This window comes from Leptolyngbya sp. FACHB-1624 (genome assembly GCF_047649235.1).
GTDB lineage: Bacteria > Cyanobacteriota > Cyanobacteriia > Leptolyngbyales > Leptolyngbyaceae > Leptolyngbya > Leptolyngbya boryana.
The window spans coordinates 2,759,745-2,776,709 of record NZ_CP180258.1; the positions used below are offsets into that span (position 1 = coordinate 2,759,745).

Annotated in this window: 12 protein-coding genes; 6 read left to right on the plus strand and 6 right to left on the minus strand. The window is 47.0% G+C overall.

The window, feature by feature from the left end; translation table 11 throughout:
* Window positions 1-227: 227 nt before the first annotated feature.
* The 3 genes from ACMUEV_RS12825 to ACMUEV_RS12835 are packed head-to-tail and all read left to right on the plus strand — an operon-like array spanning window position 228 to window position 3,239.
* Window positions 228-1,874: an alpha/beta hydrolase gene (locus tag ACMUEV_RS12825; RefSeq protein ID WP_190651961.1), complete on the plus strand. Its 1,647-nt coding sequence runs from the start codon at window positions 228-230 to the stop codon at window positions 1,872-1,874.
* Window positions 1,875-1,881: 7 nt separating this feature from the next.
* Window positions 1,882-2,733, plus strand: a complete 852-nt coding sequence (gene truB / locus ACMUEV_RS12830) for a tRNA pseudouridine(55) synthase TruB (protein WP_190651960.1) — start codon at window positions 1,882-1,884, stop codon at window positions 2,731-2,733.
* 32 nt (window positions 2,734-2,765) lie between these two features.
* Window positions 2,766-3,239, plus strand: a complete 474-nt coding sequence (locus tag ACMUEV_RS12835; RefSeq protein WP_190651959.1) for a molybdenum cofactor biosynthesis protein MoaE — start codon at window positions 2,766-2,768, stop codon at window positions 3,237-3,239.
* A gap of 426 nt (window positions 3,240-3,665) precedes the next feature.
* Here ACMUEV_RS12835 and ACMUEV_RS12840 read toward each other — a convergent pair whose 3' ends face one another.
* Window positions 3,666-5,051, minus strand: coding sequence for a hypothetical protein (locus tag ACMUEV_RS12840; protein ID WP_190651958.1), 1,386 nt, complete (start codon window positions 5,049-5,051; stop codon window positions 3,666-3,668).
* Between the two features lie 1,093 nt (window positions 5,052-6,144).
* On the opposite strand from ACMUEV_RS12840, the gene ACMUEV_RS12845 reads away from it, so the two are divergent.
* The 3 genes from ACMUEV_RS12845 to dut all read left to right on the plus strand — a co-directional run bounded on the left by ACMUEV_RS12845 (window position 6,145) and on the right by dut (window position 10,262).
* Complete coding sequence (locus tag ACMUEV_RS12845; RefSeq protein WP_242044512.1) at window positions 6,145-7,971, plus strand: S8 family serine peptidase; 1,827 nt, start codon at window positions 6,145-6,147, stop codon at window positions 7,969-7,971.
* A gap of 123 nt (window positions 7,972-8,094) precedes the next feature.
* Complete coding sequence (gene hflX, locus ACMUEV_RS12850; protein WP_017288697.1) at window positions 8,095-9,813, plus strand: GTPase HflX; 1,719 nt, start codon at window positions 8,095-8,097, stop codon at window positions 9,811-9,813.
* Window positions 9,814-9,824: 11 nt separating this feature from the next.
* Window positions 9,825-10,262, plus strand: coding sequence for a dUTP diphosphatase (gene dut, locus ACMUEV_RS12855; protein WP_190651957.1), 438 nt, complete (start codon window positions 9,825-9,827; stop codon window positions 10,260-10,262).
* A 161-nt stretch (window positions 10,263-10,423) separates the two neighbouring features.
* Here the strand turns inward: dut and ACMUEV_RS12860 are convergent, their stop codons facing one another.
* The 5 genes from ACMUEV_RS12860 to ACMUEV_RS12880 all read right to left on the minus strand — a co-directional run bounded on the left by ACMUEV_RS12860 (window position 10,424) and on the right by ACMUEV_RS12880 (window position 16,887).
* The gene (locus ACMUEV_RS12860) at window positions 10,424-10,909 is read right to left on the minus strand and encodes a WbuC family cupin fold metalloprotein (RefSeq protein WP_242044511.1); all 486 of its coding nucleotides are present in this window, start codon (window positions 10,907-10,909) and stop codon (window positions 10,424-10,426) included.
* 168 nt (window positions 10,910-11,077) lie between these two features.
* Window positions 11,078-12,802: an ABC transporter ATP-binding protein gene (locus ACMUEV_RS12865; protein WP_026148700.1), complete on the minus strand. Its 1,725-nt coding sequence runs from the start codon at window positions 12,800-12,802 to the stop codon at window positions 11,078-11,080.
* Window positions 12,803-13,220: 418 nt separating this feature from the next.
* Complete coding sequence (locus tag ACMUEV_RS12870) at window positions 13,221-13,835, minus strand: DedA family protein (RefSeq protein ID WP_190651956.1); 615 nt, start codon at window positions 13,833-13,835, stop codon at window positions 13,221-13,223.
* A gap of 139 nt (window positions 13,836-13,974) precedes the next feature.
* Window positions 13,975-15,594 (minus strand): alpha/beta hydrolase, encoded by a 1,620-nt coding sequence (locus ACMUEV_RS12875; RefSeq protein ID WP_347277611.1) that lies wholly within the window; start codon window positions 15,592-15,594, stop codon window positions 13,975-13,977.
* 99 nt (window positions 15,595-15,693) lie between these two features.
* Window positions 15,694-16,887 (minus strand): glycosyltransferase family 2 protein, encoded by a 1,194-nt coding sequence (locus ACMUEV_RS12880; protein WP_190651955.1) that lies wholly within the window; start codon window positions 16,885-16,887, stop codon window positions 15,694-15,696.
* Window positions 16,888-16,965 lie beyond the last annotated feature (78 nt).

Here is a 16,965-nt window from a genome sequence, read left to right on the forward strand (position 1 = left end):
ATGAGACACGCTACTAGTAGCAAAAATCAATCAAACTCATCTGTCACACTCTATCCAAAGTGCCCGGAGTTGCAAATTAGACTTCAAGCTAATGATCAAAATTTCAGCTTGGCTTAATTTTTGTTTAGAAGGAATTCTTTTTATTTCTTTGGAAGTTGCCGCTTTTTCTGTAGGTGCGTCAAAATGAGCCAGTCTAGGTTCAGGTCGTTAGGATTCCGTCCGAAGATATGCAACAGTCGAAAGTCGCCAAATTTTTCTTCTCCGCGATCGCAGGACTGATTTCTGTTCTCGCTATCAGTCTCCCAGTCCGGAGTGCTGAGCGGATTTTTCTGTCGTATGGCATTTTAGAGCGATCGGTTTCTGTTTCTGCCCTGGAAGCTTATGCGCGTCAGGGCGTGCTCGATAGCGACCTTTATGTGTATTCGCAATATGTCGATGCAACGCAATTGGCGATATTGCGCAAGGCGTTGCTTGCCAAGGCAGACCTTAGTCCGGTTGCGGTTTCGCAATTCTTGTATACGCAGCAAGGTGAGATTTTGTTACGCCGTCTGGGAGAAGTGATTCAGCCGGAATCTCGCGATACAGGATTTTTTGCGATTCGAGCGGCATTGATTTTGGCATCGGCTGAGCCAGAAGGGTTAACGTTGCTGAATGTCTTTCGGAAGTTTCCAACGCGGGGGATTCGGATTGATTTGCAGCGCAGCCTCCAGATTGTGGATGATTTTGGAGATTTGATTGGACGCACGAAGCAAGCGACTGATTTAATCGCTCAACTTGCAAATCAAGAGTCTACGCCGCTACCGGGAGATATCCCTGATTTAACGGCGCGAGGGGCATATGGATTTCGGCGAGACTCGTGGAGATTAATCGATCGATCGCGCGGATTTGTTCGAGCGTTGGGACGAGAGCGTGTCTTTCCGGTCGATGTCTATTTACCGATCGCGCGTCGTCAGGCTTTGCCAAAATCGATTCCAGTGATTGTAATTTCGCATGGGCTGGGTTCCGATCGCGGAACGTTTCGATATTTAGCAGAACACCTCGCGTCTCATGGATTTGCGGTTGCCGTTCCAGAACATCCCGGCAGTAATGCTAAACAGCTACAAGCTTTAGTCGATGGCATCGCCAATGAGGTCACGAGTCCGAGTGAGTTTGTCGATCGACCGCTCGATATTAAGTATGTACTGGATGAACTGGAGCGTAGAGCCAAGTCTGATCCTCAATACAGTCGTTTGAATGTCAAGCAAGTTGGACTGTTGGGGCAATCTTTTGGCGGCTATACGGTGATGGCATTAGCGGGTGCGCCGATTAATTTTGCACAGCTTCAGCAATCTTGCCGTCCAGAGGAGATCGATCGGACCCTGAATCTTTCTCTCTTGCTGCAATGCCGTGCGGCTGCTTTACCACCGATTAACTACAATTTGAGCGATCCACGGGTCAAAGCGATCGTTGCGATTAATCCGATCACCAGTAGTGTTTTCGGACAGGCATCCGCGAGTCAGATTAAAACCCCGATGCTGATGGTAGGAAGCAATGCAGATACGATCGCGCCTGCTTTGCCCGAACAGATTCAGCCATTTACGTGGTTACAAACGAATGACCGATATTTGGCGGTGATTGATCAAGGAACGCATTTCTCAACTTTGGGACAGGCAAATGATGAAGGGGTTCCGGTTCCGCCAGAAGTGATTGGAGCGAATCCCGCGATCGCGCGACGCTACATGAATGCCCTGAGTTTGGCATTTTTTCAGACTTACATTAACAATCAATCGAGCTTCCGACCCTATATTTCTGCAACCTATGCCCGTTCGATCTCCCAAGATCCGTTACGGTTAAGTTTGGTGCAATCGTTAACGCTCTCGCAGTTGGATAGGTGATTTGCTTGTGGATGGGTTTTTGAATCTCAATAAGCCGTTTGGATTTACGTCACATGATTGTGTGGCGAAGGTGCGGAGGATTCTGGGGACGAAGAAAGTGGGACATGCGGGAACGCTTGATCCGGCAGCGACGGGCGTTTTACCGATCGCGATCGGTCGGGCGACTCGATTGCTGCAATATCTGCATCACGATAAGGCTTATCATGCGACGATTCGATTTGGGGTAACGACCACAACCGATGATTTGGAAGGCGAAATTCTGACGCAAGAAGCGGTTGCGAATCTGAGCTTAGAGGATATACAAGAGAAGCTCTCTTTGTTTCAAGGAGTGATTGAGCAGATTCCGCCAAATTACAGTGCGATTCAAATCGATGGCAAGCGATTGTATGACTTGGCTCGGGCAGGCAAAACGATCGAGGTTCCGGCTCGAACTGTAGAAATTTACAGCCTAAAGGTGCTGGATTGGAGAGCGGGCGAGTTTCCGGAGTTGGATCTGGAAATTGCTTGTGGAAGTGGGACTTATATTCGATCGATTGCTCGCGATCTAGGAGCGGAACTTGGCACAGGTGCGGCTTTGGCGAAGTTGCTCAGAACCGAGAGTAATGGTTTTTTGCTCGCAGATAGTTTGAGGCTTGAAGACTTGCCTGCGCCTTTGATGAATTCTGAACATGCAGTTTTGCATTTGCCAGAAGTCGAGGTAGACGAAATCATTGCGCGGCGCTGGTGTCAGGGACAAAAAATTGCCTTGGGACTTGCGGCAGGAATTGTGCGGGTGAAGTGCGATCGCTTTTTAGGAATTGGAGAGGTTCGAGAAGATGGGGTTCTGGTTCCGAAGATGGTGTATGAACCGATTGCTTAGAATGAGAAAACATTGATTTGCTGCGTTCTTCTATGATTTCATCGACTCCGCCAAAGCCCGTTCCCACGCATCCCGGCGATCGTTTCACGATTACGATCGCGCCGCTTTCGATCGAAGAAGTCTACAGCCAAGCAGATGACGCAGCCAATGGCGCGATCGTGCTGATGAGCGGTATGGTTCGGAACAATACTGATGGATTTTCAGTGCTGCATCTGGAGTATCAAGCTTATGAACCGATGGCGATCGCGGTTTTCAAAGAAATTGCATCTGAGATTCGGCAAACTTGGAAGGATGTCACTCATGTCGTGATTCATCACCGGATTGGACGATTAGAGATTGGGGAAATCAGTGTATTAATTGCCGTTGGATGCCCGCATCGTACGGAAGCATTTGAGGCTTGTAAATACGCGATCGATACGCTGAAACATCGCGCCCCGATTTGGAAAAAAGAGTTCTATACAGGTCACGACGGCGAGATAAAATCCTCGTGGGTCAATTGTTGTTAGGGGTTGTCCTGTATGGATCTTGCTGTAGATCGTGGCGTATGGAAGAGTATCGGGTCGTGAACAATCAGAAAATACAACTTACTAAAACAACGATTGGCTAGGTTATTTGGGACATCAAGACGGGAAGAGAGAGTCATGAGGATCACCGTCTAGAGTATCAGCGTCTCATTGCAACTATAGAGTCTGGGCAGGTGCAAAAAGTTATTTGCACTAGGGTCGATCAACTCACGCGGTCACTCACGAACTGCGAAGCATCCTACTGCCTGTCTATCTTTCACATGAATCGTTGCAAAAACGAAATCATTAGGGGGTTAAGGTCTAAGCCCTAGAAGGAGTACGTGACTTCGGTGAGTGAGGTTGAGCGGCTGAAGGGATAGGCTTTTGGCAACGTGTTGGAATCGACTTAGGGGTTGATAGATGCAAAGATCAATGATCAAAATTATCTAGAGTAGTGGGTAGATTACTTGCTTTTTCCAAGTAAAACTTTCGATCGATCATCGTTCGCTGATGATAGGTTTTGGCAAGACGTAAGCTCTCAGCCAACTGTAAAGTAGGGTCAATGTTTTTTCTGTCTGTAAATGGATGTGAAGGAAAGCTTTCATCTTCTTCTACTTGTGTTAATGCGCCTATGGTCTGATTGCTAAAAGGTTGTGGTAGATGAGGAACTAAGCCCTCGAAACCTGCAAGTCCAAGCATCATGTAACCATAGAAGCGACTTAGCAAAATCAAATCATTGAAAGACTTATCCAGACGGTCACCTGAAAAAGAACCCCCCGAATCTTCAAGCCAATCTGGGTGAGCATTACGGTGTCGTAATCGTTTAAAGGATTCCAGAACTCTGTTGCACTCCTTTTTCCATTGTTTCTTCAACTCATCCGACCCTATAGAGAAGAAATCATTGCGAAATTTAGCTAGTAGACTTTGAACCAACCCATTTGAATTATCGTTTTGATGGAGTGGATAATTGTAAATTGTCCTCAGAGCAGCTTCAAGAATTGTAGAAACCAAAAGCTCTCTTGCTTGCCATCCTTTTTGATAGGATGCCTCAATCAATTGCCAAAAGATATTTTGACAAACATTAGCATTATTTGAATTTAGTGCGAAAAATTCGATTAATTTTATTAGAGAATCGCGATCCAATTTTCTATCGTCTAAAGGTGATAGGAAGCTCAGTGAATATAAAGGTTCTTGCTGTCTAACTTCGGTGATCTTCTGCACTCCACGATACATTTCGCGTTGTACAAGGCAAATTGTCTCACCTTGCCAAATCGATAGAGCATCCTGAATAGCTGATGCCCATCTCCAACCCTGAGATTTTGACCATTGACTTCTGGGGATCTGCCAATGGAGCTGCAGTCGGTTTTGATCAGTAAGATACCCCCGCAATGAGTACTCCTGTCCATCGGAGTTATACCAAATACCTGATGATCGCCAGTTTTCTGCAAATTGCTGATTACTAATATGAGTGAAATGATGTACGCGGTCAGTGAATTTCAAATCAGAGCTTTTAGTAACATATAAAGCAGACCCAGCCCAAACAGAATTAGAGTAGTAGGGTGAACGAGATTTACAGAAAATGACCTGCTTAAAGTTTTTGGAGAGATGCCCCCTTTGAATATCAAACCAGTCAAAGTCAGCTAAGTGGACATGAGGAGCAATTGCCCAGTCGTAGCCTTGAATACGCATACGAAATGAAGAGTAATCACTTCTGGGAATAACTCCAATTCTGCCAATCCTGATAACTCGCGGCATTATCTGAGTGCGCTCAAGAAAAGCTTCGAGATGAAATCCCTCTTCTGGATTCCAAGTCATGATTCCTCGTCCTTGATAGCGAATTCCCCGATGATGAAAGTAAATCAACTCTAATACGTACCGTGTTTCTTGAAAGTAATCACTCATACCCTTAGATAGTACTAACACTCTAGTTAGTGTACAGGATATCCTACAAAATGATACTGGTGGGTTTTTCGGGATCGTGGCTGAAGAGAGCGTTATCTTTGATACTAAGTTTATCTCTCTCGTATTCCATGCTTGTTGATCGTAATTTGAAACGCTTTCTAATCGTCGCTGCTTCTACCATCCCTCTCGGATTCGCCGCGTTCCCTGCAACTGCTCAATCTCTTACAATCACCTGTCTTCGACCAGAAACGCCAGTGCTTCGAGTTGATGCAAACACGATTATTTGCCAGAATCCAAATTCTACTTCCATTAATGATCTGATTCTTTATCGATATTGTTATCTAAAGAATCAACGGCTTGTATCTAATATAGTTAGTCTAATAGCCAATGCTGGTAACAAAAGAGAGGTGAATATATTAGCCTGGGAAAAATGCGAGACATCATCTGATGTAAGAATGACGCGTTTTACACTCGTTGGTCGGAAATTTGATAGATGGGTTCAGACTCCATACTCAAGATCAAAGCCGGATTCGGAACTTATGAATCGCTATCGTCAGGATGTCACACGACTTCTCGATACTTTAGAGAAATATCCAATGCAGAAGCCAACGTTTTAATCTCTGCGTCCACATTCATCGCCATATCGAATCTCCTCACTCCATCCGGTGAAAATCGAACGCTCTAACTCTCATCCGCCATTCAGACTCAATCCAGCAAATACAATCGATAAATTCATGCTCGGAAAAATAATGTTTGACCCTCTCACGTCTATTAAAGGGGTTGTGGGTTCAAATCCCACCGCTCCGATAGTATGAAAATTGACATAGAACTTTACGACCTGTATTGACCTCCGATTTGGAAAAAAGATTTTTACTACGGTGAAGATGGCGCGATTCGCTCTAGTTGGGTCAATTGTTGCTAGGTGATTAGGATCACCAGTGTTATAAAGATTTGACGAATTGAAGCGGGAACTCTGGGAAGGTCGTTCCTGCCTTAATTCGTCACTATGTCTTTCGACAAGCCTGCTTGGAGTGCGATCGCCAATCCCAGTGATCTGATTGCTACGAACTCCAATGAATTGTCTTGGTTCTCGCTCGCTGAAAATCGCGCGGTCAATCGAGCTTCTTACATTTTCGATCGCAATACGCAAGTCATTGATATCTATGACTACGATCGCGATGGTAACCCTGATTTACTCTGGCGCGATCGTCAAAGCTATTCCTTCCTAACGAATGGACAACGAGTCGATCTTTACACCGTTAGTGACTTGAACTGGCAGATTGAGCGAATTGGAGACTTTGATGGCGACCGCGATCGCGATATTCTTTGGCGTAATCAACGTTCTGGAGAAGTCGCATTCTGGCGCTTGAATGGCATGTCCCTCGAATCGAGCCAAATTACGACAACAATCAGTGATTTAGCATGGCAGATTACAGATGTTCAGGACTATGACAATGATGGCGATTTAGATCTGTTTTGGCGCAACGATCGAACTCATGAAAACGCGTTCTGGCAGATGAATGGCACAACCTTAGAACGCAGTATCTACATCGACTCTGTTGCAGGTTGGACATTGGAAGGCAGCGGTGACTTTAATGGAGATCGACAATTCGATCTGCTTTGGCGCAATGGGCAATCGGGACAAGTTCAGATCTGGCAAATTAATGGCATGAGCGTCGGCAAAAAGTCTAACTTGTCGATCGCGCCTGATTTTTCTTGGGATATCAAAGGCTTAAGTGACTACAACCAAGATGGAACAACGGATATTTTATGGCAGCAATCAACGACAGGTGCAGCCGGCTACTGGGGCATCAATCAGCTTCAATTCCAGACGGTCACACTTCTAGACTTCGGAAATTTCCGCATTCAATCCTTTGAGCAAAGTTATGCTCCAAGCCCAAGCTATAGTGCAAGTTTTGGTTATGGGCTTGTGAATGCCGCGATCGCAGTTGCTACTGCTGTGAAACAAGCTCCTATGACTTCAGTTCCAGCAACGTCTTGGAGCATAGATATGCTGAATATTCCAGAAGTTTGGGCGCGAGGCTATACGGGGCAGGGAATTACGATCGCTGTGATTGATTCTGGTATTGATATCAATCATTCTGATCTCAAGTCTAATATCTGGACGAATCCAGGTGAAATTCCTAACAATGGCATTGATGACGATCGCAATGGCTTTATTGATGACGTAAATGGCTGGAACTTTAGCTTAAACAACAACGATATTTCACCTTCGAGTGCTCATGGAACTGCGGTAAGTGGAGTGATTGCTGCGGCTCAAAACAATGTTGGTATCACAGGAGTTGCTTACAGTGCTAAGTTAATGCCACTGCGGGTGACGAACGCTCAAGATAACTGGAATGGGAACTTAGCAAGAGCGATTCGCTATGCCGTGGATAATGGGGCACGTGTGATTAATATGTCGCTGTGGTGGACAGATTCCGCAGAACTCAGAGAGGCAATTGCCTATGCTGCTAGCCGCAATGTGATAACTGTGACTGCGGCATTAAATGAAGGAGCCTCTCAACCGAGCAATCCAGCGAGCTATGCAACACAGTTTGGGATTGCTGTGGGAGCTGTGAATCAAGATCGACAACTCACTGCCTTTTCAAATCGATCGGGGTCGAATTCAAAGATGAATTATGTGCTTGCACCTGGACAAGACATTGAAACAACAGTGCCAGGAAATAGCTATCAATCGGGCTGGTGGGGCACATCTCTGTCAACGCCTTATGTATCGGGTGTGGTTGCATTGATGTTAAGCGCAAATCCAAATTTAACGCATGATCAGGTGCGTCAGATTTTGATGGAATCAGGAAATGCGATCGGGTAAAAGTAAGATGGATGTCAAATTGATTGACTCAAGCGATCGAGGTTGACGCAGGCGGTTTAGGGCAGCGAGAATTTGTCTGCGATTTCACAAACTGTAACTTGCAACTGTCTTCTGCGATCTAGAATGAGATCAAGTCGCGTTTGGCAAAGTTTAGTTATCGAAACCGTCTACGGAAACCTCCAAGGTCTAAAGAGCAGTCAACTCAAGCAGCTTCAACGGCTGTATCATCAGCGCTTACCGGGCGATCGCATCACTACAGCCGAGTTTGCTCAACGGATCGCAGCCATTAGTTCTGAAATCAATCAGCCCGTTTGTACGTATGTGAATCGTCGCGGTCAAGTGATTCGGGTTGGGGTTGGAACTTTACGCCAAACTCAGATTCCAATGCTGGAACTGCCGCGTTATGGTGCAGAGCGACTCTGTGGCATTCGTTGTATTGCGACTCAACTCAAGTCAGATCCACCGGGAGACGCAATGCTGACGGTGATGGCATTGCAACGACTAGATACCTATGTAGCATTAACGCTGACGGGAGGCGGATTTGAGCGGCGAGGTGGTGGTGCAACCGGATATGTGAAGGCGGCTTACTTAGCGCATTTAGTGCCGCATCCAGAGGTGAGTTGGACAGTCTCGCCGCCGCTAGGGTTAGACGTGGTTTCAGAGCAAGATTTTCTGGCGTTGGTTGAAGGGCTAGAAGAAGAATTTCGCCGTGAGTATATTGCTCAGCAAGTCGATCGCGATCATGATCAGGTCTTAATTGTCGGATTACAAACGGATAATAAGTCAGCGCAACGGTTTCAGACCGAGTTAGAGGAACTGGCAAGACTGGTCGAAACCGCAGGCGGCGAAGTCCTGCAAACGGTGAAGCAGAAACGCCCGCGTCCGCATCCTCAAACCGTAGTCGGAGAAGGAAAAGTCCAAGAAATTACTTTGGCAGCGCAAACGGTCGGGGCAAGTTTGATTGTGTTCGATCGTGATCTTTCCCCGGCTCAGGTTCGTAATTTAGAGATGCAGATTGGCATCCGAATTGTCGATCGTACCGAAGTCATCTTGGATATTTTCGCGCAACGAGCACAGTCTGGAGCCGGAAAACTTCAAGTGGAACTGGCTCAGCTTGAATATATGCTGCCGCGATTGTCAGGACGCGGACAAGCGATGTCTCGATTAGGAGGCGGGATCGGTACAAGAGGACCTGGAGAAACGAAGCTAGAAACCGAACGCCGCGCAATTCAGCGGCGAATTTCGCGACTTCAGCAAGAGGTGAATCAGCTTCAAGCGCATCGAGCGCGCTTGAGACAGCGCCGACAGCACGAAGAAATTCCCTCGATCGCAGTGGTCGGCTATACCAATGCAGGAAAATCGACATTGCTCAATGCTTTAACGAATGCTGAAGTCTATACAGCTGATCAGCTTTTTGCAACACTCGATCCAACAACTCGACGATTAAATTTCACCGATTCGGAAACACATGAAGCAACGCAACTGTTGTTAACGGATACCGTTGGATTTATTCATGAATTGCCGCCTTCTTTGATGGATGCGTTTCGTGCCACATTAGAAGAAGTGACAGAGGCGGACGCTTTGCTGCATGTGGTGGATCTGTCGCATCCGGCTTGGCAAAGTCAGATTAGATCGGTGATGCACATTCTGGGTGAGATGCCCATTACACCGGGACCTGCACTTTTAGCGTTTAATAAAATCGATCAAGTTGATGCGGAACAGTTGGCGATCGCTCGCGAAGAGTTTCCTCAAGCCGCATTTATCTCAGCCCATGAGCGACTAGGGCTGGAAACACTTAGACAGCGATTATGTCAGTTGGTTCGATATGCGATGTCAAGCTAATGTTGTAAGGTATGCAAAGCGCAAAAGTAAAACTTGTCAAGCTAGTAGACTCTGCTAAGCTACCCCGATACGAACATGAAGATGATTCAGGTTTGGATCTGTTTGCGCTCGCAGAACAAGACATTCCCCCTGGAAAGACGGCGCTGATTGGAACAGGAATCGCGATCGAGCTACCGCTCGGAACCGAAGCCCAAATTCGTCCGAGAAGTGGGTTAGCACTGAAGCATTCGATTACAGTTCTCAATACTCCAGGCACAGTTGATGCAGGCTATCGAGGTGAAATTGGAGTGATTTTGATCAATCATGGGCAAGAATCTTTCAAGGTGCTGAAGCATATGAAAGTTGCCCAAATGGTCATTGTGCCTGTGATTCGCGCAGAGCTTGAAGAAGTCGATCGTTTATCTGATACTATTCGCGGAGCAGGTGGATTCGGTTCGACTGGAGTGTAAGCACATTGCGCTTTGACTCAGAAGCGACTGACAGTAAAAGAAGGTTGCCATGAATCAGAACTTTAGTATTCCGAAAAGCTCACTTCAATTTTGCTTGAGCAATAGACTCAAGTTGAAGTCTCGTTCTACGATCGATTCTGAATAGATGCACCTGCACAGTACTACTGAAAATGTTGCATCCAAGTTTGAATCCACTGTTGAGCTTCGGCTGTATTTTCTAAAGGAAAAGTTTGCAGAAAATCCTTATCTTCGATCGGCATGTAAGGTCCTTCTTTTAACTCAAACATGACGGTATCTGGCTCAAGCGCAATCAAAGTATGAAACATGCCTTCTCCAAGTTCTACTCCTCTAGTCGTTCCAGTTGCGCTAATTTTCTCGGTATGAATGACTTCTCCGGATCCATCTAAAATCAGAATACCGATCGCGCCTTGCAACACTAGAAAGAATTCAAAGCCACTCTTACCTTCGGGGCGCACATGACGGTGCGGACGAACATAAGTCCCAGGCTGCAAGACATTGAGAAAGCGCTGAACAATGTCGCTATGCTCATGAAAATTGTAGTTCTTGCGATGGCGAGGACTCGTGCGGGCTTGCTCAGCGATCGCATCCATCAAGGGTTGAGTCAGGCATTTAATGGGTAGGGTCATGATCGAAACCTATAAATCGCAATTCCAAATCAGTTGGGGAGTGGGGAGTAGTTCTCTTGATTAGCTCCCTACTCCCTACTCTTCTTAGCCTCTACACCTCAAACCGGATTGCTATAGAACAATCAAAATGACACCCGATCGTTGCTCCACAGATGGTAAACGTGAAGCTTAGCTAAACTGCTGTGCGTAGAATCGTGCATATCGTCCGCCTTCTGCGAGCAATTCTGTATGAGTTCCAGACTCTACAACTCGTCCTTTCTCCATGACCAGAATGCGATCGACTCGTCTCACCGTCGCTAAGCGATGCGCGATGATGAACACAGTTCGTCCTTGCATGATTCGTTCTAATGCTTCTTGAACCAACGCTTCGGATTCTGAATCCAACGCTGAAGTTGCTTCATCGAGAATCAAGATTCGAGGATTGAGCAGAACTGCACGCGCGATCGCTAATCGCTGCCGCTGTCCTCCCGATAAATTTACTCCTCGCTCACCGACCCAAGTTTCATAGCCATCGGGAAATTGACTAATAAACTGATGAGCATTGGCAATCTTGGCAGCTTCTCGAACTGCATTCATATCAAAATCGAGTTGTCCAAAGGCGATATTTTGCGCGATCGTTCCCGTAAACAAAATCGTTTCCTGCGGCACAATCCCGATTTGATGCCGCAAACTTTTCAGCGAGACATCGCGAATGTTCGTGCCATCAATCCAGATTTCTCCTGCTTGAGGATCATAAAATCGTGGAATTAAATTCACGAGCGTCGTTTTACCCGCACCCGATGCCCCCACTAAAGCCACCATTTCGCCCGGATAGACTCGCAGACTCAAATCTTGCAGAACAGGACGATCCGGACGATAGGCAAAAGAGACATTCTCAAACTCAATTCTCCCGGTCACAGAAGGCAGAACTTTAGCATCGGGTTGTTCCACGATCGACGGGTTAATCTGCAACAGTTCAAACACACGATCAACCGAAGCCTCTCCCTGCTTAAACTCGTTGTAGTTCAATGTCACTGTGCTAATCGGCTCAAACAACATCGCGACCGCGACCACGAACGCAATGAATTCACTGCCCGTCAAATTCCCTTGGGAGATTTGCCAACTGCCCACTAACAAGAGCGCGAGAATACCCAGTGCATCTAAGAATCCTTGAACTGGGTATTGAATCGCTCTCAAACGTTCTGTCGCGTATCTGGCTTGACGATTGCGTTCTGAACCTCGGCGGAATTGTTCGATCGCATAATCCTCCGCTGCAAAGGCGCGCACTAATCTCACGCCACTTAACATCTCTGTCAGCAACGCCGACAAGTCTGAAATCCGGCTCTGGCTCCGATACGACAACTTCCGCATCTTCTCGCCAAACCAAGCCGTTAATCCAGCCAGCAACGGAGCCACGATCAGCGTTGAAAGCGTCAACTGCCAATTGAAATACAGCATCGTAATCAGCGTCACAACGAGCTTCATCGCATTCGGCACAAACTGGCTAAAGAGCTTTTGAATCACCTCACCAATGCGATCGACATCTTCTGTCAATCGATAGGTGAGATCTCCAGTCTGCACCGTTTCAAAATAAGCGAGACTCAAGCGTTGAATATGAGAAAACGTGCGATTTCTCAACTCCATCGCAATACTCAACGAAGCTTTGGCAATCAGCGTTTCTTGACCGTATTGTGCAAGTTTTTGGCTTCCCCAAATCAAAATCACATAGCCAGCGGTTTCCGCAATTGCAGCAATTCGCCCCTCGCTGATAAACCGAGACATTTTTTCTGACAAAAATGCCATGGCGGGCCAAGTCACAGCAAAAATGACCGCACACATCAAGGCATAAACGATCGTGCGCCATTGGGGGCGAAGATAAGCGAGAAGTTGCCAGTAGTTAGAACGTTTTTTCAAGATCGATTTGACTTGTGTTCCTGGTAGATGTGAATGTGAGAGAGCAAAAGTGAACTTGCAATCATAACGATTAATAATTAGAAGGATCGGCACCAGCGATTGATCTACATCCGGAGTGACTTTTCCGAGCGAGTATCCTATCACCGTCCGTCTAAATGTCCAATCCCCTTATCAGATTAAACGAAATAAAGGGACAATCGCGCATTGCTCCTATCCTCGCAACGATTGAAGTCAAGGTTCGCACAATAAGTCGAAATCGCGTTGGCACGATCGCTTGATGCCTGGGCTTGTGATCTAAACGGTTGTGCTGAGACAATCTGCTCAAAAGCTAGGAGCCTTATTTCTGGAAGAGTTTACGCCTGAATCTGTTCCCCGTCTCATCTCAAAATTGCGGCACAATTCTAGAGATACCAATGCCTTATTGGGAAGCCTTTCGATGTCGAATTAACCAAACCACAAAGGCGATGACTAAAATGCCGAGAACAATCTTAGAAACAGGCGCAAGATATTCATCCACCAATTCATACTGGTCGCCCAAAACATACCCAACATACGTTAAAGCAGCAGTCCAAATCGTTGTCCCGATCGTGGAATACACCAAAAACGGCATGAGTCGCATTCCACTTAACCCCGCAGGGAGCGAGATCAACGTGCGAATGCCGGGAACGAGTCGCCCAAATAAAACGGCTTTGGTTCCATGTTTGTAAAACCAACGATTGACTTTATCAATGTCTTGACCGGTTACGCCGATCCATTTGCCATAGCGATCTGCCAGTTCTCGAATTCGCTTCTCGCCGATCAAAAGTCCACCATAGTACCAGAGCAGCGTTCCTAAGATTGTCCCCACCACACCAGCCAGCACGGCATACTGAAAGTTCATATCTCCTTTCGAGACAGTGAATCCAGCTAGCGGCATGATCAGCTCGGACGGAATCGGTGGGAATAGATTTTCCATGAACATGAGAAATCCGATTCCGATGTATCCCAGCGACTGCATTGTACTGGTAATCCATACAGCTAAAGCTGAACTCATTTAAGGTGACTCCTCTGTCTCGTAGGTTTCCGTGCGCGGACGATCGCACAGGTTCATGATATGAACTTTTATGAAACTTTTACGAACAAGTTCGAGCCAATCCGCACAGGTTGGATAGAACTTCTCCAGTCCTTTAAATTCAAAAAACCGACGCTAAACTCAGCCAACGCGTAATATTTTCAGGCAGTTCAGTATTCAACCGCATGGGTAACTCTGGCTTCGATAGCGATCGCGCATAATCCGGGGTTAAGAACGGCTGATAGGTTTTGGCAGCAGGAGTCGCTTGTTGCACAAATGCCAAAGTGACCCCTTGCAACAATCGCCGCAATGGTTCAACTTCCTTGCCCCTGCGCTCTTTGACTAACGTTCCTTGCGCCACGGCTCCACTGAAATTGCCGGGATCGCTCACACTGAGATGGGTTGTCCCAATTGCCGTTAATAAATACTTCGGAGTCGGTAATTGCAAAAAGGGTTGAAGCTGCTGCGTAAATGCTGGAGCTAACCGATCGTCGGTACTGGTCAAGATCATCGTTGGCGTAGCCACAGATTTTAGACCTTCCTTACCAAAAATTTGCCCGATCGCCGGGTTGAGCGCGATCGCTTGCACAATTCTTGGATCCCGAACACTAATTCGGTTTTGGGGAAGTTCAGCCGCTGCACATTGCAGCCAATCCGCTGGAACCCGCTCTAATAGACCACTTTCTCGACAGAAATCGCGTAATTCATCAATCCGCAACTCAGCCCCAGCCAGCGCCAACGCTTCATACCCCCCCAACGAATGCCCAATCATTGAAACTTTTTGAGTATTGAGTTTCCCTTGTAGTTCGCCCGGTTGTTGATTCAATTCCGCAAAGCGATCGAGCAAAAAACTCACGTCTTTGGGGCGATCAATAAACTCAGTTCCAGGCACTAAGCGATCAGGATTCAAAGCGGGCAGTGCTCCACCACGCGTGACAAACGGATGCTCGATCGCGGCGACTGTAAATCCATGCGATGCCAAATGTCGAGCCAGATATGTTAAAAACTTCCGATTTGCCTCAAACCCTGGCGCAATCACAATCAAAGGCGCTTGAGGATTGGTCGAACTCCAATACAAATCCACGGGCAATTGGCGATTCCGTTGATCATCGAAGAATGAAAAAAACTGTTCTCGAACCGGCTGATTTCCGGGCACAGATGGATCAAGTTCAGCGCGAAATCCTGGATTGCCCGCTGGCAAACTATTCGTTAATAGCGATTGAATCCCTTGAGTTTTCCAGTAGGAAAAATTCAACTGAGACGCGATGCCTAGCGCTTGGGTGACATCGATCGTCACTGTATCTTGTGGAATCGCTTTGATCACCCCAATTGCATCGAGTTGATTTGCCTGCCGAGCTGCTAACCAAAACCCCGCTTGCAGCGTTTCTAAACTTAATTCTGGAGCAGCTTGTCGGATCGAATTTAAAACCTGCTGCCCCGATGGAGACTTTAACAAGTCTTCAACAATCCGCGTGCCCAACTTGGGATCAAGCTCTAATCGACTTGTTAAAGCTTTGCGAAATTCAGGAGTCAGAATTGCAGTATAGAGCTGAAGCGATGTAGAGACTTTTCCACTTTGAGCAAACTGTTCTAAATCCGCAACCTCAATCGATTGCTCAAACGGTCCAAATCGCAAATTTAAACGTTCAGCAGCGAAACTAGGAGCAACAGCTGACAGAGCTAGGGCTGCACCCCACATAAAACTATGACCGAGTGTTTTCAGGGAGACGAATCGCTTCACGGTAAGACTTCCTATACCAGCTTGTGTGCGCTATGTTCGACTTTAACCCCGACTTAAATCCTCTGCCAAAGTTCCTAATTATTTACGCTTCACGAGTCACTACTCTGAAGCCGAGCGCACATCCCGCTCTGTGCGCACCCAAGTTTTCTGCGGACGCACTAAAAACTTCAGATACACCGGAATCTTCCACAATATGTACATTGGAACTGTGATCAGGTCGCGCAGCGATAAATCGTCGCGCCCAAACTTCGCCCAAGCTCCAAAAACTGTCCCTGCAAGACAAGCTCCAGCCGCGATCGCAATCATTCCAGGGAACCAATGCCCACTTATCCAACCCCAAAACAGCGTAATGGCACTGATTGCCAACCAGCTCATGACATACAGCGATAAGGGCGGGACACTCAGCTCTAGAGCAACTCCTAGCGCATCCAAATTTCTTCGCTGAATTGCACTCTTGATTAAGACTGGAACAAAGGTGGTGATCGCTTGCAAATGTCCATGCTCCCATCGGGTGCGTTGACTTTCACCCGCACGGCTATTCTGCGGCAGCACCCCCGTTACTCGTGCCTCTGGACAATAAAGGGGGGCAAATCCAGCGATCGTTAAATCCACACTGACCTTCATATCTTCAACGATATGACCGCTCGCTAAACTCACGGCTTGAATCGCTGCCCAAGGAAACGCCATCCCTGTCCCCGTTAATAAACACGGCAGCCCAAGATGAGTTAATCCGAGCGGTCGCACCAGATTTTTGAGCGTGAAAGCAAATGCGGCAACAGAGTGTTTAGCCGTCGCTTGAGGCGGTTTCTGGAGTAAATAGGTCGCCTGAACCGGTCTGCCCGTTGCCATCACTGTATCGACTAATTGTTCGATCGCGCCTGGCTGCACCTGACAGTCTGCATCAACTACGATCACGACATCAGGTGGATCTGCAGCTAGATGCGTTGTGCCATAGTCCAAAGCATATCCTTTGCCACGCCGGAGTGTGTCACGGCGCTCTAGTACAATCACACCCATCGATCGAGCAATTTCGGCAGTTCGATCCGTGCAGTTATCTGCAATGACAATCAGCTGATCTTGAGGTCGCTTTTGTGCTGTTAAGGTTTGCAGCGTCTCTGCAATTTCAATTTCTTCGTTGTGAGCAGGGACTAAGATCGCCACCCGCGCAGATGAAGACGACGGATAAGCTGGCTCGATTCGCCGTGCGAACACAGCAGCCAGAGTTTCTAACAATGTCCAGCAGCTCAGCCCCAAGAAAAGAGCTGCAACTCCCAAAAAACAGGCACTCAGCATAAATACAAAATCAAGAAGATCGGTGTGGTTACGGTCAGATGATTTGCCGCAACCCTTTCACATCTACAGAGAATCTGA

Excerpts from the sequence above, each read along its gene's own strand:
- ACMUEV_RS12845 (WP_242044512.1), top strand. The coding sequence starts at position 6,145 with ATGTCTTTCGACAAGCCTGCTTGGAGTGCGATCGCCAATCCCAGTGAT.
- ACMUEV_RS12825 (WP_190651961.1), top strand. The coding sequence starts at position 228 with ATGCAACAGTCGAAAGTCGCCAAATTTTTCTTCTCCGCGATCGCAGGA.
- ACMUEV_RS12835 (WP_190651959.1), top strand. The coding sequence starts at position 2,766 with ATGATTTCATCGACTCCGCCAAAGCCCGTTCCCACGCATCCCGGCGAT.
- hflX (WP_017288697.1), top strand. The coding sequence starts at position 8,095 with ATGAGATCAAGTCGCGTTTGGCAAAGTTTAGTTATCGAAACCGTCTAC.
- ACMUEV_RS12860 (WP_242044511.1), bottom strand. The coding sequence starts at position 10,909 with ATGACCCTACCCATTAAATGCCTGACTCAACCCTTGATGGATGCGATC.
- ACMUEV_RS12840 (WP_190651958.1), bottom strand. The coding sequence starts at position 5,051 with ATGACTTGGAATCCAGAAGAGGGATTTCATCTCGAAGCTTTTCTTGAG.
- ACMUEV_RS12870 (WP_190651956.1), bottom strand. The coding sequence starts at position 13,835 with ATGAGTTCAGCTTTAGCTGTATGGATTACCAGTACAATGCAGTCGCTG.
- dut (WP_190651957.1), top strand. The coding sequence starts at position 9,825 with ATGCAAAGCGCAAAAGTAAAACTTGTCAAGCTAGTAGACTCTGCTAAG.
- ACMUEV_RS12880 (WP_190651955.1), bottom strand. The coding sequence starts at position 16,887 with ATGCTGAGTGCCTGTTTTTTGGGAGTTGCAGCTCTTTTCTTGGGGCTG.